We start from the raw sequence: 21,028 nt of genomic DNA on the forward strand, positions 1-21,028 counted from the left end.
GAGATAACTATGTTTACCATTATAGAAAACGTTTTAAGCAAAAAAGAAGTGGCCGAGTTTCTTAACCAAATGCAACAAGCGGTGTGGATTGAAGGCATCAAAACAGCTGGTAATTTAGCTAAAAACGTAAAACAAAATTTACAGCTAGATGATCAACAAGAGGTTACTAAAACCCTTAGTCAAACCATTGAAAAACGCCTAATGCAAACCCCGAGCTTTATATCAAAAGCGTTGCCCAATGTCTTCTATCCACCAAAGTTCAACCTCTACCAAGATGGTGGTTTTTACGGTGCTCATATTGATAGTGCCGTGCTTACCCACCCATACACAGGTCAATCCATAAGAGCCGACCTATCCGCCACCCTGTTTTTAAATGAACCAGACAGCTATGAAGGCGGTGAACTGCAAATTGACACAGGCATGGGTGTACAAGAAATAAAACTGCAAGCAGGCGATATGATTTTGTACTCATCAGGCGCGCTACACCAAGTGCTACCCGTTACCTCTGGGCAAAGAATCGCCTCGTTTATGTGGGTACAAAGCCTAATTAAAAGTGATGAACAACGCACCCTGCTTAATCAACTAGATGAATCCATACAAGGTCTAAGAAAGCACTTTGGTGTGCAATCACAACACCCTGAACTCCTGCAACTCTCCGAACTCTATCACAACCTTTTAAGACTATGGAGCGAGCCTTAAACAGATTGAAAATCTCTTACAAAAACCAACCTAAAGTATAAAACAAAGAGATTATAAGAGAGTCACTGGCATTCACCCGCTCAAACCAAAGTCACCTTTGGAGGGTGTCAGTGGCTCTCTTATAATCTCTAATACTAACAAATCACAATACCTTTTAAATCCAATTCTTAAACTTATAAAACCTAGAACATCTAGGCTAAAAACCCTAAAATAATCCCATCAAAATAACACAACTTATATACCCAAATTGCAAACATATTCTAATTAGGTGATTACAGTGATCTTAAATATCAATAAAAAACAATACCGCAAACTGGTAGAACTATTAGCCATTGCGCAAACCGAAGTAGAAACGTTTGTTGAACATGACCTATTAGAAGAAAGCGAACACGAAGAATACCAACAAGTACTGCATTCTATTTTTAAACACAGCGCCAAAATGGACTGCGAAGATGCCATTGAATACGACTCAAAGCAGAAAGAATGGCATGTTACAGAACCTCTTTTCAATACTGGTTTGATCAAAAATACGCCGTTGAAATGGCATTATTTAAAGAACATTTAAGCTACTTTATGGCACAAAAGCAGGCCTATCTAAAACATTACACTCCCAATAAATTGCCCGACGAAAGTGCTGTTATGAAAACAACCTTTAAGCTCGCTGATGACAACCAAGCCCTCATAGAAACACACGGCCTTGCACTGCTTGAATGGACAACTCCCTCAAAACTCCAAAAACAATACCCATCCCTTGATACCGAAGAATTTTACCTGGCACAAGCATTAAGTCTAAACCCGCAAGCACAGCTTATTGAAGAAATATTCAACTCTGAAGAGTTTGATATTGAAGAAATTTTAAAAGAAAGTGGCCAGCCATTAGACCTTGAAAACACCCCAAAAAAACAAACCAAAAATAACAATGTAATCGACTTTCCAACAAACAACCAAACACCTGCTGAACTTAAAACCTTACAACTTAAAATTCAATTAAAAGGCTCAAAACCACCCATTTGGCGACGTATAGAAACACCAAACAACCTCAATCTTTATCAACTACACCTCATTATTCAAGACCTCTTTGGCCTCCTAGATTATCACCTACACGAATTCAGCCAAGGTCACGATATTATTGATGAAGATTTAGAACAACAAATCACACTTCAACAAATCTTAGAACCGATTGACGAGTTAGACTATGCCTATGACTTTGGTGACGGCTGGGAATTTACAATAACGTTAGAGCAAACTAAAGAATACCAAGCTTCAAAATTCAAAGACACCAAAGCCATTTGCATTACTGGAAAACGTGGCGCAATAATAGAAGACATTGGTGGCATACCTGTATTAAACGAACTTGCTAGAAATCTAAAAAATGGCCAAAGCATACCAGAACATCTCAGCGAATTTTTTAACGAGCACGAACTAAAATTCACGCTCGAAGAATTTAATAAAACACAATTAAATACCGATCTAAAAAAACTCACCCAGGCCTGGTAAACTCAAAAACAAAACCCCGCACCCGTGATGGGTGCGACTATTTTGCTTTTATCATTCCTGGCATGCCTTTTGGCCAACTTAATTTTGTGCACAAAGAGTAATTTAAAATTAACTCTGTCATTGCGAACGCAGTGAAGCAATCCACCACAGAAACCGCAATGTTTACCGAAAGTGGATCATATCTTGTACTGAATATTTTAAGCCGCTACCGTCATGTCTACGTGTAATGCCCGCATGACTCGAGCAATAGTGTCCCACTTTGGTTGAACTTTACCGCTGAAAGTTTTATACAGGCTTTCACGGTTTAAACCCGTTGCCTTTGATACCTCACTTATTCCATGGTGTTTTGCCAAGTGACCAAGCGCATTAACGAATACATTAGGGTCTTCATCACGAAAACACTCTTCTAGATAGGCATTGATTTCTTCCTGGGTTTCAAAGTAATCAAATGGATTAAATGCTTTTATTTTTTCTGCCATGAGCTACTCTCCAATTTTTTGCAAGATTTGTTTTGCTTTGGCTATATCTTCTTGTTGCTGCTTTTTATTACTTTTGATACCACCGTTCAAAAGTAATAAAACAGTTTCACCACGAACGGTGTAATAAATTCGATAGCCTTTTCCTATGAAAATACGCATTTCACTAACTCCCTCTCCAACAGGCTCAGAATCTCCAAAATTCCCTTGTTCTGCTCTTGCAATTCGCATGGCGATGGCTCTTACAGCTTGTCGGTCTTTTTGTTTAGAAAGCCATTTATCAAAAGTGCTGGTTGTTAGGATTTTGTATTTCATGTGTAAATTGTAGCCTACAGGCTACTTAAAAGCTATCAAATATTGAAACTCTTAAAGAAGATGCTTCATTTAAGAATTAATTAAGTGGAAAATTTAACACTCGTAGACGGTGGTTTTTGGACTGCAATACACAGCCTGTGCGGTAGGTAATATTTCAATCCACGCACCCGTGATGGGTGCGACTGTAATCGCCTGTTTCTTGCTTCTCATGCTGCTTGTTTCAATCCACGCACCCGTGATGGGTGCGACAAGCAAGCGCGCTTTGATTTTCGGTTAATGCTTGTTTCAATCCACGCACCCGTGATGGGTGCGACTATTTTGAATCAGGTCAAAAAACATTCTTGCGTGTTTCAATCCACGCACCCGTGATGGGTGCGACCCAGCCGCTTTTTTCAACACTCTCTAAAACCTGTGTTTCAATCCACGCACCCGTGATGGGTGCGACACAGGAGACCTACCCCTGCCCGCCTTTAGACTAGTTTCAATCCACGCACCCGTGATGGGTGCGACAAAACCACAATTAACGGTGATACCACGGTAAATGGTTTCAATCCACGCACCCGTGATGGGTGCGACTAATGCATCATTAATAAATAGCGGTGTTTTAGTCGTTTCAATCCACGCACCCGTGATGGGTGCGACACAGGTCTAGACCCTGTCTGGGATGATGTAATTGTTTCAATCCACGCACCCGTGATGGGTGCGACCGCTCAATTTATGCCAGACGAACAACAAGAAGCAGGTTTCAATCCACGCACCCGTGATGGGTGCGACTATCTAACGGGCACAAATTACCGATTAACTCAAGTGTTTCAATCCACGCACCCGTGATGGGTGCGACCTTAATACTTATTCATCCAGCCAATGAAGTTGATGTTTCAATCCACGCACCCGTGATGGGTGCGACTACAGGCAAGCGTTTGGCACGATGATTTATTACGAGTTTCAATCCACGCACCCGTGATGGGTGCGACGCTTACGCCAGAGCAATACAAAGCTTTGGAGCCTGTTTCAATCCACGCACCCGTGATGGGTGCGACTTCCTGTTAGTAATGAGTTATATGAGCAGGTTTTAGTTTCAATCCACGCACCCGTGATGGGTGCGACAGGCTTAACGCTAGAACAAGCAGAGCAAGCTATGTTTCAATCCACGCACCCGTGATGGGTGCGACCTCCAAATGCAAGCGAGGATAACCCAAATTTGCAGTTTCAATCCACGCACCCGTGATGGGTGCGACGTGAATGAATCGTGACATCTTGCTTTGATTTAAGTTTCAATCCACGCACCCGTGATGGGTGCGACTCATACACACCACCACCAAGACAACAAGAGCGAGTTTCAATCCACGCACCCGTGATGGGTGCGACGGAGAAAATCAAATGTCTAATTCATTCGTTATAAGTTTCAATCCACGCACCCGTGATGGGTGCGACTCTAACATTCTACAACGTAGATTTACAGGGATGGGTTTCAATCCACGCACCCGTGATGGGTGCGACTTCATTATTATTTCATTCCGTACAGTTAGTGTAAGTTTCAATCCACGCACCCGTGATGGGTGCGACTTCCACTGGCTAACCGTTGCATCACCTATAAACTGTTTCAATCCACGCACCCGTGATGGGTGCGACTGCCTATTAATCAAACTCAGCAAACTAAGGTAGTTTAGGTGGGAATTCGCTAAGGTTCATAAATAGACTTGTAAATTATAAATTAATTTAATTTGGTTTTTAAGGAGGTTGATTATTCATTGGCTTCGTCAATCGCTAAGGTTCCATGTTTTTAAAGAGCACTAATGGTTAGCGATTCACTGTAATTGTATTCATTTTATGAATATTGTAATTGAATTTTAAACCCACACGCATGGGCATATTTTTTTAGGGTTTTCCAACCAGGATTGCTGGTTCCTTTTTCTAACCGACTAATATTGCTTTTTTGTGTACCCATTTTTTTGGCTATTTCTTCTTGAGTAAGACCCGATTTTTCTCTCATATCTATTAATACACGAATAAATTGAAACTCCTCTTCAAGCGCATCATATTCATTTTTGAAATCATCCTGTTGTAATAACTCTTTTTTGAAATCACTTAGGCTTGTCATTTTCATCATTAAGTTCCTTTTGGCGTTTTTTTGCTAAATCTAAAATGCTTTTTGGTGTTTTATCCGTTTTTTCACAAATGCACACAGCACAATAATGGTTTGCTGTTGTTGATAGCAAAATAAGCTTCTACCAATCCCTTCTGGGGCTTTTGCTCGCACTTCAAAAAGTTTGTTACCTAGCGGTTTGGTATGTGGTTCGCCTAATTTTGGCCCTTTGGCTTCAACTAACTCTAGTAATTTAATCATTCTTGCTGCGATGCCAGTTGGCATATCAGAAATGTCTTGCTCAACACCAGGGTAAAACTTTACTGTCCAATTCAGTTTGCCAACCTTGTTATCATATATGATAACTTTATAAAATTAAAGTATCTTGAAAAAGATCTAATGATTTTTTGGCTCCAAAGTGTTCTACTTTATTTCGCCATTTAGCACCTAGCATATAAAACCGCAGGCTATCAGTTTCTTCATTATAGGTTGCCAATAACTTTGCCTTAAGATTTACCCATTGAGCAGGTTCAACTTCACATTCAAATACAGAATATTGAACTCTTACACCATGGTCTAGACAAGCTTTAGCTATATGCCTTAGCCGCCTTTGACCTCCTGGATCATCAAATGATATGTCATAGGTAATTAGTACCATCATAATGCTTTACCCTATCTTGGAACAAACGGAGGATATTCCGCCAAATCACCACGAATATGCCTTGCTAATAATAGTGCCTGAATATGAGGTAACAAACCAATGGGGACTTGTTCTTTTAAATAGGGGTGCATAATGGTTTCTTGTTTGCGATTTTGTAAGGCAACCAAAACCGTTTTGCGTGCGTCATCGGTTAACTTAACCGCACCGCTGGCTTCTTTTATAAAATCCTTGGCTTTTAACTGTTTTCGATTAATCAAACTAAGCACTAATCGATCAACTAACCATGCACGAAATTCTTCTAATATATCTTGTGCCAAACTGTCTCTACCAGGCCTGTCTAAATGCATAAACCCAACTTGAGGGTCTAGCCCAACACCTTGCAAAGCGGCCGAAATATCGTTACCAATCACGCTATATAAAAAAGATAACAGTGCATTTATAGGGTCTAAAGGCGGACGACGAGAACGTTTGTTAAATAAAAAATCTTTTTTTACACCAGGTAACAATAGTTCATTAAATACACCAAAATAAAACGAGGCCACTTCGCCTTCAATCCCACTAATAGAATCGAGCGTTTGTGCCGTTTTTAAACGATTTAGAGCTGATGAAATTTGAATAATCGCTTGCTTTACTTTGTTATTTTCACCGTAATTGCGTTGATGACGATAGAGTACGGAGCGGGAATTACTGATTTTTGCTGCAATTACATTGCGGGCAATGGGTTCTGGACTAATTTCTGCCACTTTGAACTGCGCTTTTCTTAAAAGTACATTGCCTGTTTGTTTACCTTGTAAACGACCTAAAAAACGACCGTATTCCGTAAAAAAAGCCAAATGCACAGAGTTTTCACCGCAAAAACCCATTAAAAATGGCGATACCATCACATTACCAAAACAATAAATCGCTTGAATCGCATGAATGGGCACTTGCATGGCTTTTTGTTTTTCAACTTCAATCACCAATGTTTCGCGCTCTTTATGTAAATACGAACCTTGCTTAGTAATATAAAGACTATTCTGCAATTTTTTCATTAGCACACTCCTGATAAATCGCTTTTACATAGGCACTACTATGGTCTTGAAATGTCAGCTTTGGATTACACAAATCATAAAGTGAACAGGCCTGGCACTTTTTGCTGTATTTAGCTTTTGGTGTTTTGCCAGAATTGAGTAGGTCTTTTGTTGCCTCAATCACGGCTATCGTTTCAGCACGCAGTTCAGAAGAAATTTCAACTTGAAAACGGTGACGAGTTTGCCAATACCAAATGGCGCCATGTGGAACCTCTAATCCCAGCATCTCTTCTAAACAAAGTGCTTGGGCACAAAGCTGTATTAAATCAATATTTTCTTGTTTCTCTTTACCACGTTTATACTCAACTGGAAAACATACTCCTGTGGCAATATCAACTTCCACCAAATCAAGCTTTCCAGTTAAACCTAAAGAAGGGGCAGATACCTCCACCCCACGCTCATACCGAATCCCTTTACGGGATTCGGGTAAACCATGGTCTACCCGCTGATGTAGTTGCTGACCTTGTGCCGTAAGCCAGTTTTCTGACCAGGCCTGCTCATTATGAATCAGCGCACACTGGCGAGGACAAAACGCATAATGCTGCAAGGCGGACAAAGGAATCAGACGGGTGTCACTCACGGCTAAAAAACCTCTAAGGCTTCAACGCCCATAGAAACTAACCCGTCTTTATCAAAGTGAATCGCATAGTCTGCAAACTCACTTGCAGGTGTACCCGCCTCCCCTTTAACTCGCTCGACTGTCACACGCTCAAATAGCTTATGCGCTGGGGCACTCCCCAAGGCGTTGTCATGTTTAAAGACAATCAATTTTCTTGCAGACATTTCACCGCGTGCAGCAGAATGATCGTGCTCAAACATCATTTCCAATGACTTCCAAACTTTTACTAAATCTGAATTTGAAAAACCTGTTTTTTCGGCTAATTTTGCCGAAATAAAGCCATGAACTCGATATAAACCATAAGGTACGATATGTTTACGTCCCATTGTCCGCTCTTTTTCTAAATCCTTTTCATTGGTAACCGCCATACGAGTAATCGAAATTTCCAATGGAATAATTGGGTCAATAGATTTGGCAAAGGCCAGTTGCATAGGGCCACGAACTTGCCCTGAATTTACCTCTGTGGTCATAACAGCCCCAAAAGCTCGAACATCAAAGAAATTGGCACACATCCAATCGGTCACTTCTTTAGCCTTTTGCTGATCTTTGGGGAGTTTTTTGGCTTCTGGCGTAATTTCTAATGCGTCATAAGCTTTTTTGTTCTGTAAGTTTAAAACGCTTTTTTCTTGTACATAAATGTCGTAACCAGGCGTATTCTCTTCACTTAGTTGAATGAAATTACGAATTTTACGTTTAAGGCTCACATCCGTTACCAAGCCTTTACTGGATTCAGGGTCTAGGCGTGGCATATTGCCCGCATCTGGATCACCATTTGGATTACCGTTGGTTACGTCAAAAAAGTATACAAATTCATAGCGGTTTTGGATGGTCATTATTCTTCTCCTTCAGAGCGTGTTTGATTAGTGTCATTTGAATCTTGTTGGGCAAAACGAGCGTTTTTTTGTTGGTAATAACCAATCGCAAAACGACCTTGGTTTTCGATAGAAAAATGGCGCGGGAATTCACTTGGCAATTTCGCCATTATTTCACTCAGCTCTTTTTCTAAATTAAAAGCCAATCCAGCTTTATCTTTACGGATCTTTGAAAAATGATGTTTACTGCCAGAGAGCAATCTTGGATAGACTGAATAAGGCACGGTGGATGCCGATGCATAATATTTGTCGGTAATGGTCGCATTCACCTTATCGCCCAAAGCTAAGCGTTGAATATTTTCAAGCAGCGCAAATAAGCGACCTAATAAATAGGCGGAGTTAGTATTGTTTTCATCCAAACTCATGGGAATCTCCTCTTTGATGAGTTGTTTTCTAAAATCTCTTTGCAAAATGGCTTTGACCATCGCAACACGTAAACCGCTGATATCACCATCCGCTCGAAATCGAGCTAATAATTGAGCCAAAATAGCCTGAGGGTAGCGTTGTCCTGTAATAATCGAGCGCATCAATTCGCCCGCTAAATGTGCAGGCACATCATCTATTTTGGGTTTACTGCCTTCTCTATGGGGTACCAACTGCAATAACAAACGCCAAACCGACGGCGGCGTTTTCCATGGCAAAGGGTTCAAACTTAAATCTTGAAAATGTTCTGACAAGCGTTGCTGAATGTGTGCAAAATCGGTTTGTAGCCAAAACCGAATCGACAAGCGCGCGGCGTTGGGCGCAAGACCCAAAATATAAAACTGGGTGCTTGGCTCGATATCAGGGGCAATTTCAGACATTGGACGGCCTTTTGCGAGTTTTTCTAATGCGGCATGCAATTGAGTGGTTTCGCTGTCGTCCGACGCGGCGGGCGGATTAAAGGCAAAGTTAAAAAAGTTTTCTGCTTTTTGAGCTTGCGCCACATCTTCAGCCACAGCCCAAAAAACGACGGTGGTATCTCCTAGGCTGATGCTTTGATTATTTTCTCGACGCAATAAATAATTTAAAGCGGTGGTGTAGGCAAAGGCTGACGTTTCTGATATGGGTGCATTGTCACCTTGGTCTTTACCATACGAGTTAAAAGACTCTTTATTAAAAGAGACTATTGAAACACCTGAACTTTGCCCACCAGACACCCCTTTTATGGCGGGATGCAAGCGTGCAATTGGGGCAGATTTTCCAGATATCAGACACATAGCCTCCTGACTGTCGTCATCAGGTTTGAGCAAAGTATCCCATAGTGATTTGGCCTCTTCTGATTCATGGATATAATGTTGTTCACCATCTAATTGAAAAACGACATTGGCATCTAACACTTCAGTTTTAAGCCTAGATACTGAAGCCCATTCTGGTTGCCAAATCTCCAAAAACCGTCTTAAAGCCACCAGGCCTGGTTGTTTTGCTTCTAGTAAAAGCGACAGATGCTCATTTTTAAAGACTTCAAAGGTCGCTAAAGATAAATCAAACACAGCCTTACTTTTTTTATCCTTAGGCAACGCGATCCCTAATACATAGGCGGTTTTATCCCATAAAAAATTCGGTTTAATGCCAGAGGTTCGCTTGGCTGGCCTTGGCACATTCATTAATTTTGGTTTCGGTTTTTTTTCATCGGTTAGGTGTGGAATCACATCGACCAATTCACCTGCTTCGGAAAGCACCAAAACATAGCCGATTTTTTCTTCACTAAAGCCATAGGCGGGGACTTTTGCACCTGTAATTGGGTCGGGATTATTGGCAAGGCGTTGATAATATTGCTGAAGACTAGAAAGCATCATTGTGCAACCTCCTCAGCATAAAAAGGTGGCACTTCAATCACGCCATTTTGCATTTGTGCTCTAAAGAATTTAGGCGTGTTTTGATTGGCAAAATCAATGTCATGCAACATCCATCCCAAGTCTTTTGATTCATTTGCAAGTTCAGAGTTTGGAAAGTTTTCATCAGACTCAATTAATGAAAAATAAGCTGGGAATTCGCGATTTCCTAGACAGGGCTGGTGAAAATACTGCCCTTTGCGTGCACGGCGATTGAAAATATCAAGATGCTTGCCCACCGAATCTTCCTGACCCACCTTATCGGTTAGTTCAAAATGCGCTTCAATAATGTAACCGACATCACGCAACAAGGTCGTAGCTCTTTGTTGACGATTATCACCCTCATCAATCAAAAACCCTAAGTCTTGAGTCGATTTTCGTTTCATTGCGCCACTGACTTTAGAGGTGGATATTTTGCAGTTACCCAATTCATTACGCCGAATCGACTCAAACCGTATCGGATTCAGCACATGAATTTTATCTATCTGCCAGCGAATCGCAGGTTTCCAATGTATCGCTTCTAAAATACCGCGCGCGGCAGAAGGCGTAATGACATCGTAAGATACCCGTTCCACCTTCATCTCAGGCCTGGTAAAACACGCATAGTCACCCCATACATGCAATTTAATGCCATAAGCCATTTTCTACCTCCTTCTTTGGGATTAGATATACGCCTATCGCTAGACGACTTAATTTGTTAAAAAACCGACGATTCCGCGCTGATAAAAGTTGGATTATTCCAACTCATGCCAAATTCGGCATCGTATATTTCATTGTTAAGCAGCTGCCAAAACTGATCTTCAAACCGATGTGGCGCAATGGTTTCTAAAACCCCAGCCATTTTTAAAGCCTCAAACCCTTTTTGTGGAATTTGCACAATGTAGGGTTGCAATTTTCTTAAGGTTTGGCTGACGTTTTCAGTCACTGCTAATTCGCTAATCAGGGCTTTTGCCTCTTCATCACGCCCAATAAAAATCGGACACATAAAGCTTTCAATCATGCAAAATTCTTTGGCAATATTTTGAAAAGGAAAGCTCAATTTGTTTGCATGATCTTGGCAAGTTTTAAGCAAGTTTTTCTTATCCAGTTCATCACCTTTACGCCAATAAACTTCATCAAAATAGTCTTTAATGGCTAGTTGCCCGAGCAGGTTATCGTGATTTCGACGCAGCACCGTACGCATTCCCGCTGCTAAAGAATCCAGCTCTGGCGGTGTTTTCCAATCGGGGGTACTAAATATCCACACATGACTGTCTTCTTTTAAATACTTACGCTCACGATTGCAACGCCCTGCGGCTTGAGCAATGGAGTCCAGTCCCGCTTCGGCGCGCATCACACACGGAAAATCCACATCCACGCCCGCTTCAATCAATGAAGTTGAAATAACACGGCAGGCCTGGTTATTTTTAAGCCTTTCTCGAATCACCTCTAAGGTTTGCATACGATGTGCGGGATACATCAACGTGGTCAGGTGAAAAACGCCTGCTAGCTTTTGGTCTTTAAGCTTTTGAAAAAGTGATTGGGCGTGACGACGATTATTAACAATGGTCAAAATCTGCGGTTGATCTTGAATTTTTTGTACCAGCTGGTCATCAGTTAAAGCCCCAAGATGGCTAACGCTCACCAAACTGAGTTGGTCATACAGAGCTTGCGGATTAGGTGCAATTTCGCGCACATTTTCGATTTCAAACCCCAGCTTGAAATCGGGCGCATTTAAAGCTGGTTGAGTCGCTGTGCATAACACGACTGTACATTGGTAATTTCGAGCCAGTTCATCAATTGCTGCCATCACGGGGCGCAAAAATTTCAGCGGTAACGTTTGCGCTTCATCTAGGATAATCACGCTGCCGCTGATATTGTGGAGTTTGCGACAACGCGAAGTTCTATCAGCAAATAAAGATTCAAAAAACTGCACCGCTGTAGTAACCACTATGGGCATATCCCAATTTTCCATTGCTAATTTGAGCTTATCCTGTGTTTTTTCATCTCTAATATTACGATCATCAAAATTACTGTGGTGCTCCAAAACAGCAGTTTCGCCTAAATCTCCAAATGCCTCACGAAAAACCTTGGCATTTTGTTCAATTATGCTAGTAAAAGGAATCACATAAATAACACGTCGCAAGTTATGAGCCAGCGCATGGTCTAAGGCAAACGCCATCGAGCTAAGCGTTTTACCACCTCCTGTAGGTACCGTTAAAGTGAACAGGCCTGGCTCTAAAATAGCTTTTTCTCTAGCGCTAGCAAGAATATCTTGGCGCAATTTATTAACTAGTTGCGTGTTATCGCTGGACTGTTGCTTATCCTTCAAATAATGATCCAAGTTATTTTTAAGTTCTGCTAGAGTTGGATAATCACCCCGTAATAGCGGTTTATTTTCTAATTCTTTGTAAAAGGTATCCGTATCGATAAAGTCTGCATCAACCAAGCACGAAAAAATCATGCGTATTAAAAACGCAAATTGAAAGCCATGAAAAATCGCTTGCGGATGGAATTGTAGCTTGGGTGTCAAAGCCTCAAGCGGTGGCAAGGAGAGTTCAGATTTCCAAATATCATCCAACTGACATAACTCTTTACCAAAGGATTGTTTAAGACGCTCTTCAAGCGTTCTACGCCCTTCCCCCTCAAGGGAGCCATTGGCTAAACCTGCATGATGCCCCGCAATGACAAACGATAAAATCTTAAACCAAGGTTCAGGCAGTATGTCTTTAGCAATAATCGCCCCCGCGGTTGCGTGATCCACTTTATGGGGTGAACCTTCGAGCCTTGCTTGAAATTCGTATGTGTACTTACCTAAGTCATGTAACAAACCTGCCATGTATGCTAACTTTGATGCTTTAAAATAACGAGCATTATGTTTAGAAATTTCAGCAACTGTCTTTAAGTGATCATTTAAAAGTTGCCAGTCTGATTTATCTGCACTCATACCAGAATGAGCGTAGTACGTTGTTTGTTTAGCTGTGACTTGCATGATTTAATTATTCCAATTTTTCTATAACTTCAACATATCACACACCAGTGACAAAACCTGTCACTGTGAATACTTCTCTAGTGCTTCTTTGAGTTTTTGTTTTATTTTTTCTTGTAATTCAATGGGTTGCAGGACTTTTGCGTGTGCGCCGTATTTTAAAATGTCTTGTATGAGTTCTTGGTCTTGGTTGTAGGGTAGTGTGAGTAGGTAATTGCCGTTTTTATCCCATTGGCTTTGTTGTTGTGGGTGCCAGTTTTCGTATTGCACCCAGCGGGCGATGTAGGGTGTAAATTGAATAACAGCTTGGTTATTGGCTTGACCTGCAAAAATTCCGTAGCTGGTTTGAAAGTGGTTTTGTAGGGTTTTATCGTCTATTTCAATAGCAGGTTCATTGCTTAAATTGGCCTGGTTTATGGCTTCTAGTGAAAAGGTTCTTAGGGCTTGTTTTTGGTGACACCAGGCGTCAATTTTCCAGTTATCTTTGTAGCGAACCAGTTGCAGAGGCGAAACGGTTCGGTTTGTAGTTTGATTGTTTTCTCGGCTCCAAAACTTTATTTTTATGCGTTTATTTTCGGTTAAGGCGGCGGTAATAGTTTGAAAAACTTGGGGTTGGATGGTTCGGTCGGCAATTTCGATGAGTTTTACTTTTGTGGCGAGATCCGTTTGTTGGGTTTCGTCTTTAAGTAGCTTGCTCATTCGTGAGATAAGGGTTTCAAGCTGTGTTTTTAATGTGCCTGGTGAGAGTTGGGTGATGATTTGATTGAGTGTAAATAGGGCTTCTAGTTCTTCTTTGGTAAACCAGTAGTCGTGCAGTTGAATGGCTTGTTTTCTAGATTTATCTAAACCAATCGCATTTTGTAAGATATACCATGGACTGCCTTTTGCAGAGTGGTCTTCTATATATCGTCGGATGGTTCGTTCACTGCATTCAAACCTTTGTGCCAGGCTTTGAATGCTAATGGGAAAACTCTGTGCCGATTTTAAATACTCTATAAACTGCCTTTGCCTATCTGTTTTGCTCATAAAGACTACCAAGAATTGATAATTTACAAGCGTCTTAATATATCATTATAAAATCTTGTTGCGTAATTATATTTACGCATAAAACTGGTAGGTATTTATATCTTTGGTGAATCGTAATTTTCGGGCTCGTCGCTGTATACGCATACGTTCCAATCGGCGGCTAGACCGTCTTTGGCTAGGCAGTAGGTGTTAAAGAAATCGACTATTTCTTTGCGTTGGCAGTGGGCTTCAAAGGCGGCCATATTGGCCCAAATTTCGTTAAATACAATGGGAAAACTGTTCCCTTCTGCAAATGGGCTTTGTATATGGCGGGTTACTCTATATTGAATACAGCCGTCTTCTCTTACGGTATTGGGTTCTAGGCTTTGTAAGACTTGAAACAGCTCTTTTTCTTTGCCTGGTTTAGGTTGAAATTGGGCTAAACAATAAACTTTGGATGACATCATTAACACTCATTTGATAATAAAAAACTTAGTTTAGGGCTGGCATTGTGGCTCGTCAATCAATTAGCTCAATTAAACACTAACTGACCAGGCCTGGTAACTCTTATAATGTGTGCTTATGAATAAACCAAAACCATTACAAGACCGTAACTTTGATAAGTTGGTCGATAAATTTGAAGCCAAGGTGTATGACACCATTAAGGGCGAATGGCGTTTAAAGTTGCTTAAAGAGGACTTACATTCGCTTTGCCAACCATCACAAAACACTGATTCACCAGGCTTTTATACCCCCTTGCGGGGTGTGGTAAATTTAAAAAGCCACAACCTTAAAGTATGGGATGCAGGCTGTGGTTTTGCGCAGATGAGCCAGTGGTTTGCACAAGCTGGGCATGAAGTGACTTTATGTGATTTATCGCACCAAATGTTAATGCGTGCTAAACAGAATTTTGCGGCAAATGAATTAACCGCTACCTTTATTGAAGGCCCTGCGCAAGAGGTAGCTAAAACCTTGCCTGAATTTGATTTGGTGCTGTTTCATGCTGTGTTAGAGTGGTTAGCCCAACCTAAAGAAACCCTGTTTGAAGTGGCCAGCAAGGTGAAACCAGGCGGGCATTTATCTTTGCTGTTTTATAACCGCAATTCGGTGGTGATTCGCAATACCTTAAAAGGCGGTTGGCGTTTACCAGGCCTGTTAAAAGATGAGTATATGGGCAAAGGCAAAAAACTGACGCCACCCAACCCGCAAATTCCTGAAGAGGTCTGTGCCTGGTTGCAAGATTGGGGCTTTGAGATTGAAGTACATACGGGCATTAGAGTGTTTAACGACTATATGACACCCGAGGCGCTTGAACAAACCAATCAAGAAGAGTTATTGGCGATGGAATACCGCTATTGCCGTGAACCCACTTACCGAAATATGGCACGCTACATTCATCTATTGGTTAAAAAACAGTCATGATTTAATCTTTTATTTTCATAATCTTAATAACATTAATAAGCTAATATAGGTATTAACTACCTAATATTATTGATGGAGTTAGTTATGTTAAATCAAGATTCGTTAAATGCGTTTATTGAAGATTTGTTGCAAGAACTCGAGAACGATTTATTACAAAACCCTTCTACAACACACGCCATACAGTCTATTAATGGGTTAACCCGCTTAAAACAAGCAGAAGCGATGTGGCTTACAAAAATTTTAAGCCGTAATTTAGATGCCAATGATGCCAAATCACTACAAAACATTGGGTTTCAACTTAAAAACACTTATCAACTCAATTTACACGATGTTTTTGAACGTATAGAACAAGCACAAAACTACTGTGTCGATAACTTTCATGAAGTACAAAAGTTCTCAGCTAATTTCACAATAACAGAGCTACTAGAAACCTTTAGTAAGTGCCGTAAAAATATCGCCAACGGCTATTTTCAGGCTTCTACCCAAGAAATCACAGAACGTTTTGAAAACGGCTTTTTTGGTAAAAACCACGCTATGCTCATGCATCGGAATTGGTTACTTGAGCTAGAAAAACATTTTAAAGATATTAAAAATGCACCTCTGCCTGAAATGGAACACAGTCAATGCAAATTAGGCCGCTGGCTAAATTCTTTAGAAGCCAAGTTAATTTTGCATTCTGCTGGTGAGTATGCGTTTTCTCTGCGAGGTAATATCTTATTAGCCCATAGAACCTTACATGAAGAGGCTCAACTGATTAGTTATCACCTTCATAAAACCAATTATTTTAAAGCCATTATTCACTTTGAAATATTAATTAAAGCTTTTTTACTGCTTGATAAATACATTGATGAAGCTGAATTTAACTATCTCTCTAATCCCTATCAAAACTTTATTGAGTTTGTAATTAGTGAAAATAAACATCAAAAAAATTTAGATTACTATTTTGTAGTGCACTATGGGCTTCTTAGTGAGTTTGATGTAGGTGTTCGTCAAAAGCGTGCCCTGCTTAACAAGTTACAAGATGCCTTTATTGACTACCTAAAAGATAAGAATATTGACTTTATTTGTTTAAATCACGCTAATAAATTACATGTTGTACTCAGTGAACATGAACAAATAAATTTCAATAGAGTGGAGCCAATTTCAACCGTTATTAACAACCTGAGTAAGGAATGTGGGGCGCATGCTCTCGACTTTATTTATATTAAATTATTTGAGCTTGACGGTGTTCAATCTGATAATTTCAGGCACTTTGATGGGCTTCTCAATAAAATGCTAACAGATTCATGTAATGCACAAATATGTGAAGTTGATAACCAAAAAATTCACCACTACTCTAATCTCGTCCACCACGATATTCTTACCTTGGATGTGGTTCGTGAACATATCCAAAATCGCTCTTTTGTACTGTATTATCAGCCAATAGTAGACCAAACAAACCAATGTCAAACGGTCGAATCTTTAATTCGCCTGCCTATTAATAATAAATTGGTTACTGCAGAAGACTTCCTAAATCTTGTTGAGTATTACCACCTTACCTTAGAAATTGACCAAATCGTTTTCGATCTAATCAAACAAGATATTCCAAAATTAAAAGGCATCACACCGATGATTAATGTCAATATCTATCCTGATTCCTTGGGCGATAAAGACTTCTTGTTGCAAATTATTAGTTTAGCGGAAGTGTGTAAACAAAATGACATAGTGCTCATGGTCGAAATAACCGAACACGAAACACTTACCCATGACAATGTGCTGCAAACCCTTAGCCAAAAGCATGGTATTCATTTTGCGATAGATGATTTTGGAACAGGTTATTCCAATCTAGCCAAGCTCGCTGAATTGGCTGGTAATAAAACCATTCAAATGGCCAAACTCGATGGCGCCTTAATTGATGGCATTGAAACCAAAGCAGAAAAACTCCATGTTCTAACCTTTATTGCCGAAATGATTAATAACCTTGGTTTACAGCCCATTATTGCTGAGTATGTTGATAACAAAGAAAAATTGGCAATACTTGAAGACCTTCCAATTGAGTTCTTTTATCAAGGTTTCTATTTTAGCCCTGCTCTATCACTAGAAGAATTAATTGAAAATTACAGCAAAAAATAAGCTACCAACACCACTTTTGCAACATGGAGCTAAACCCAAAATTTAAAATCCAATTTTAATGGGGTAAGTATCCAAATCTTTATAAAGTTCGCTAAAATAGTGGTTTAAAATAATAGAACAGAACCTAATCCCCCCATGAATTCATCCGCCTTAAAACAGATTATTAAACCGCTTTTAAACTTACTTTTTAAATACCCAAAGTTTTTGATTTTAATTCCGCTCATTGGTGGGCTTTGGTATAGCTATGAGGTGTTTGTTGCGCGCCCTGCCATGGTGTATATGGGCGTACCGCAGGTCAATGCTACGCCACCGCAAACAGGTATTATGACTGGGTTTTCACACATTTTACGCAACCAAGCTTTTATGCTGGAATACTCTGAAACCTTAAAAAACCCTTTATGGGTCACCTATAAAGTGACTAAAGCCAATTATAAAAGTGGCAAACGCCCTTCAGGCTTCTCAAGTGATTGGCGTTCTTACCAACAAGTAAAACATGATGATTACACAGGCTCTGGTTATGATCGTGGACACATGGCACCCAATTATGTGATTGCCAGCCGTTATGGGGTTTCAGCGCAAAAAGAGACCTTTTTAATGACCAATATCACCCCGCAAAAACCTAAGCTTAACCAAAAATCGTGGCAGCGTTTAGAAGAGGTGATTGCCAATGATTTCTCACAATGGCATGGCGACTTTTGGGTAACCACTGGGCCTATTTTTGATGCAAATCCTAAAACCTTAAAAAATTCGAGTGTGAAGATTCCTAACGCATTCTATAAAATACTGATTAAACCAACCACACCACAAACCCCAGCGGTTGCCTTAGCGTTTATTTTTCCGCAAAATGCGCCAGCTAATGCCAGTTTAATGAAGTTTGTTACCACCATTGATGAGGTGGAACGTTTAACAGGTATCGACTTTTTTGCTGACTTAGAAGACGATTTTGAAGCACGTATTGAATCGAGCCAAACCCCTGAAGCCTGGCGTTTGCAAGAAGTGGCTAATCGTCCTTCGCGTTATTAAATTGAGACCTTTAAAAAACCACTACTCACATGAAAAAGCGAATATGAAACAGCCTAAACTTAACCGCAGAAAATTTTTAACTCTAGGATTACCAGGCCTGGGTATTTTAGGCTTGAGCGGTTGTACGGCTTCTGAAATTCGTCGTGGCATTACCACCAGTCATCAGCTCTATAAGGGCAATGTATCCCAAGCGGTTTCAGCCCAGGTACCAGGCCTGGGAATTCCTGAAATAGATAGTGTTGTGCGTAAACAAATTACCCTATTTTTAGATGAAATTGCCAAGAACTGGAGCGATAAAAAAACCGCCACACCCAAGGCGTATGTTAAATACACTGATCACTATCAGAGCCGAGCGATTATTGATTTTAACAGTGGCCAAATTCAAGTTGAAACCATCTCAACACAGAACCCAAAATTGGCACTTAAAAACGCCATAGCCCAAACCCTGCTTACCCCTGAAGACCCAAGCCAGGTAGATTTATTTAGTGCAGACGCTCCTCCAACAGGTGCTAAACCGTTTTTATTAGACCTTGTGCAAGACCAGGATAAAAAACAAATACGCTATGCCTGGCGCGCTAACCGTTATGCTGACTATTTAATTAAAACCCGCTATCGCCAGTTTGCTGATAACGGTAAAACCCGCCATGCCGTAACCTTTAGCATGGTCAATGACTACCAAAACCAACAGAAACTACACTACCAATTTGAGGTGGTTAAACAGTGTAAACGTTTTGGCATTCAACCCGCGTTGGTGTATGGCATTATCGAAACTGAAAGCAGCTTTAACCCCTATGCAGTGAGTTCTGCCCCCGCTTATGGATTAATGCAAATTGTGCCGTCCACGGCAGGGCGTGATGTACATCGCCTACTTCATAATCGGGATGGTATGCCCTCCAAAACCACACTGTTTACCCCTGCACGCAATATAGAGTATGGCACCGCTTATTTGTCTATTTTATTTACTCGTTATCTCAAAGGAATTCGTAATCAAAAATCACAAGAGTATTGTGTGATTGCGGCCTACAACACTGGCAGTGGCAATGTGTTACAGGCCTTTGACAGCAACCGAGATAGAGCCATCAGTAAAATCAACCGTCTCTCGAGCGAACAAGTTTACGCCCATTTAGTACGCAATTTATCCAGTAGTGAAGCGCGTAACTATGTGCAAAAAGTCACCCGTAACAAGTTTAAATACGCTTAAAAAAAACGTCACCATTTTTTAAAACCGTAGCGCTTTAAAAGTATTTTTACGGTAAGTCGAAAAATACTCAAAAATTCAATAAAATAAACACTTACCGTGAAACAACTAGCCAATTAACAAATGAGCGCATCATGTTAAAAACCAGCCAAAAAGACACAATTTACGCCCAAGCCCATGAAGCGGTAGGCGCTTTTCAGTTTGATGAATCCGTCGTGGCGGTTTTTCCAGATATGATTCAACGCTCTGTACCTGGCTACCAAACCATTTTAACGGGCATTGGCGAACTCACAAAAGAGTACGCCCAGGCGAATAGCAAATTGTATGACCTAGGTTGTTCACTAGGCGCGGCCGCCCTAACCATGCGCCGTAACATTAAGGTAGCAGGCTGTGAAATTGAAGCGATTGATAACTCTGAGGCGATGATTAATCGTGCCACAGAGTATTTACACGCCTATCATTCCGATATTCCAGTAAACCTACATTGCGCCAATATGACCGATGTACCGATTGAAAATGCCTCCGTAGTGGTGATTAACTTCACCCTGCAATTTATTGACCCAGAAGAACGTGATGAGTTAGTCAAAAAAATCTACCAAGGCCTTAAACCAGGCGGTGTACTGATTCTTTCTGAAAAAATACATTTTGAAGATAACAAACTGCAACAGGCCATAGAACATATGCACCTACAATTTAAACGCGCCAATGGCTATTCAGAACTAGAGATTAGCCAAAAACGCAGCTCCTTAGAAAACGTACTGATTACCGATACCGAAGCCCAACACATTCAACGACTCAATAATGCAGGCTTTAATTCGGCAGGTATATGGTTTCAGGCGTATAATTTTGCCTCTTTTTTAGCGATTAAATAATAGTGAACCACAAAGACACGAAGGCACGAAGTTTTTTTGATTTTAACACCTGCTTACATAGTTAATGTTTGCCACAAGGCATACCTGGCCTGGTAATTTTAAAATTAACACTGTCATTGCGAACGTAATGAAGCACAAGCTCTTTAGAGCGAAGAACGCCTTTTAAGGCGACCCATAGGGTGAGCAACGCGAATAATCCATGGCTAAAACCGCAATGCACGCTATAGATTGCCACGCCTGCGGCTCGCAATGACATTGAGATTCGGTACAACCACAAATCGTCATCCTCTGGCTTGACCAGGGGATCTCATAAGGCAAA

At 40.6% G+C, this 21,028-nt stretch carries 22 protein-coding genes and 1 CRISPR repeat array; of the genes, 8 read left to right on the forward strand and 14 right to left on the reverse strand.

Translation table 11 applies throughout. The features are described 5' to 3' along the window. Nucleotides 1-9 precede the first annotated feature (9 nt). From A379_RS06880 to A379_RS12710, 3 genes are all read left to right on the forward strand, one after another. On the forward strand, nucleotides 10-699 hold the full coding sequence (locus tag A379_RS06880) for a Fe2+-dependent dioxygenase (protein WP_040727061.1): 690 nt from the start codon (nucleotides 10-12) through the stop codon (nucleotides 697-699). Between the two features lie 277 nt (nucleotides 700-976). Continuing rightward, a complete protein-coding gene (locus A379_RS06885) occupies nucleotides 977-1,264 on the forward strand; it encodes a hypothetical protein (protein ID WP_040727063.1) in 288 nt (95 codons plus the stop codon). Further along, entirely contained in the window at nucleotides 1,240-2,196 is a 957-nt protein-coding gene (locus A379_RS12710; protein ID WP_051145067.1) for a plasmid pRiA4b ORF-3 family protein, read from the forward strand. Before A379_RS06885 ends, A379_RS12710 begins: the two co-directional genes overlap by 25 nt. Before the next feature lie 197 nt (nucleotides 2,197-2,393). On the opposite strand, the gene A379_RS06895 is transcribed toward A379_RS12710, so the two are convergent. The 13 genes from A379_RS06895 to A379_RS06955 all read right to left on the reverse strand — a co-directional run bounded on the left by A379_RS06895 (nucleotide 2,394) and on the right by A379_RS06955 (nucleotide 14,549). Next, entirely contained in the window at nucleotides 2,394-2,675 is a 282-nt protein-coding gene (locus tag A379_RS06895) for an addiction module antidote protein (RefSeq protein WP_040727065.1), read from the reverse strand. A gap of 3 nt (nucleotides 2,676-2,678) precedes the next feature. Next, entirely contained in the window at nucleotides 2,679-2,987 is a 309-nt protein-coding gene (locus tag A379_RS06900; RefSeq protein ID WP_040727066.1) for a type II toxin-antitoxin system RelE/ParE family toxin, read from the reverse strand. A 151-nt stretch (nucleotides 2,988-3,138) separates the two neighbouring features. After that, nucleotides 3,139-4,619: direct repeats of the CRISPR family, unit length 32 nt; unit sequence GTTTCAATCCACGCACCCGTGATGGGTGCGAC. Between the two features lie 196 nt (nucleotides 4,620-4,815). Then, nucleotides 4,816-5,094: a helix-turn-helix domain-containing protein gene (locus A379_RS06905; RefSeq protein WP_198525657.1), complete on the reverse strand. Its 279-nt coding sequence runs from the start codon at nucleotides 5,092-5,094 to the stop codon at nucleotides 4,816-4,818. A gap of 33 nt (nucleotides 5,095-5,127) precedes the next feature. Further along, nucleotides 5,128-5,334, reverse strand: coding sequence for a type II toxin-antitoxin system RelE/ParE family toxin (locus tag A379_RS13165; protein WP_232744821.1), 207 nt, complete (start codon nucleotides 5,332-5,334; stop codon nucleotides 5,128-5,130). 106 nt (nucleotides 5,335-5,440) lie between these two features. Further along, on the reverse strand, nucleotides 5,441-5,734 hold the full coding sequence (cas2, locus tag A379_RS06915; RefSeq protein WP_040727067.1) for a CRISPR-associated endonuclease Cas2: 294 nt from the start codon (nucleotides 5,732-5,734) through the stop codon (nucleotides 5,441-5,443). Between the two features lie 11 nt (nucleotides 5,735-5,745). Then, nucleotides 5,746-6,765: a type I-C CRISPR-associated endonuclease Cas1c gene (gene cas1c, locus A379_RS06920; RefSeq protein ID WP_040727068.1), complete on the reverse strand. Its 1,020-nt coding sequence runs from the start codon at nucleotides 6,763-6,765 to the stop codon at nucleotides 5,746-5,748. Beyond that, nucleotides 6,746-7,384 (reverse strand): CRISPR-associated protein Cas4, encoded by a 639-nt coding sequence (gene cas4 / locus A379_RS06925; protein ID WP_040727070.1) that lies wholly within the window; start codon nucleotides 7,382-7,384, stop codon nucleotides 6,746-6,748. The genes cas1c and cas4 overlap by 20 nt, the downstream gene beginning before the upstream one ends. 2 nt (nucleotides 7,385-7,386) lie before the next feature. Further along, nucleotides 7,387-8,259 (reverse strand): type I-C CRISPR-associated protein Cas7/Csd2, encoded by an 873-nt coding sequence (cas7c, locus tag A379_RS06930; RefSeq protein WP_198525695.1) that lies wholly within the window; start codon nucleotides 8,257-8,259, stop codon nucleotides 7,387-7,389. Beyond that, a complete protein-coding gene (cas8c, locus tag A379_RS06935) occupies nucleotides 8,256-10,073 on the reverse strand; it encodes a type I-C CRISPR-associated protein Cas8c/Csd1 (protein WP_040727079.1) in 1,818 nt (605 codons plus the stop codon). Before cas8c ends, cas7c begins: the two co-directional genes overlap by 4 nt. Next, entirely contained in the window at nucleotides 10,070-10,750 is a 681-nt protein-coding gene (gene cas5c / locus A379_RS06940; protein WP_040727082.1) for a type I-C CRISPR-associated protein Cas5c, read from the reverse strand. Before cas5c ends, cas8c begins: the two co-directional genes overlap by 4 nt. A gap of 56 nt (nucleotides 10,751-10,806) precedes the next feature. Further along, a complete protein-coding gene (locus tag A379_RS06945; protein WP_040727085.1) occupies nucleotides 10,807-13,080 on the reverse strand; it encodes a CRISPR-associated helicase/endonuclease Cas3 in 2,274 nt (757 codons plus the stop codon). Between the two features lie 60 nt (nucleotides 13,081-13,140). Next, nucleotides 13,141-14,103: a YafY family protein gene (locus tag A379_RS06950; protein WP_051145068.1), complete on the reverse strand. Its 963-nt coding sequence runs from the start codon at nucleotides 14,101-14,103 to the stop codon at nucleotides 13,141-13,143. Between the two features lie 95 nt (nucleotides 14,104-14,198). Continuing rightward, entirely contained in the window at nucleotides 14,199-14,549 is a 351-nt protein-coding gene (locus A379_RS06955; protein WP_232744822.1) for a putative quinol monooxygenase, read from the reverse strand. Nucleotides 14,550-14,664: 115 nt separating this feature from the next. On the opposite strand from A379_RS06955, the gene A379_RS06960 reads away from it, so the two are divergent. From A379_RS06960 to cmoA, 5 genes are all read left to right on the forward strand, one after another. Next, nucleotides 14,665-15,504 carry a methyltransferase domain-containing protein gene (locus tag A379_RS06960; RefSeq protein WP_040727086.1) on the forward strand — a complete coding sequence of 280 codons (840 nt, stop codon included), beginning with the start codon at nucleotides 14,665-14,667 and terminating at the stop codon, nucleotides 15,502-15,504. An 84-nt stretch (nucleotides 15,505-15,588) separates the two neighbouring features. Next, on the forward strand, nucleotides 15,589-17,616 hold the full coding sequence (locus A379_RS06965; protein WP_040727087.1) for an EAL domain-containing protein: 2,028 nt from the start codon (nucleotides 15,589-15,591) through the stop codon (nucleotides 17,614-17,616). Between the two features lie 135 nt (nucleotides 17,617-17,751). Next, complete coding sequence (locus tag A379_RS06970) at nucleotides 17,752-18,639, forward strand: DNA/RNA non-specific endonuclease (RefSeq protein ID WP_040727089.1); 888 nt, start codon at nucleotides 17,752-17,754, stop codon at nucleotides 18,637-18,639. A 43-nt stretch (nucleotides 18,640-18,682) separates the two neighbouring features. After that, nucleotides 18,683-19,840, forward strand: coding sequence for a murein transglycosylase domain-containing protein (locus tag A379_RS06975; RefSeq protein ID WP_040727091.1), 1,158 nt, complete (start codon nucleotides 18,683-18,685; stop codon nucleotides 19,838-19,840). Nucleotides 19,841-19,971: 131 nt separating this feature from the next. Further along, on the forward strand, nucleotides 19,972-20,709 hold the full coding sequence (gene cmoA / locus A379_RS06980) for a carboxy-S-adenosyl-L-methionine synthase CmoA (protein WP_040727092.1): 738 nt from the start codon (nucleotides 19,972-19,974) through the stop codon (nucleotides 20,707-20,709). Nucleotides 20,710-20,770: 61 nt separating this feature from the next. On the opposite strand, the gene A379_RS13040 is transcribed toward cmoA, so the two are convergent. Then, nucleotides 20,771-20,986 carry a hypothetical protein gene (locus A379_RS13040; protein ID WP_157832355.1) on the reverse strand — a complete coding sequence of 72 codons (216 nt, stop codon included), beginning with the start codon at nucleotides 20,984-20,986 and terminating at the stop codon, nucleotides 20,771-20,773. Nucleotides 20,987-21,028: the final 42 nt, after the last annotated feature.

Source organism: Thiomicrorhabdus sp. Kp2, from assembly GCF_000478585.1.
GTDB lineage: Bacteria > Pseudomonadota > Gammaproteobacteria > Thiomicrospirales > Thiomicrospiraceae > Thiomicrorhabdus.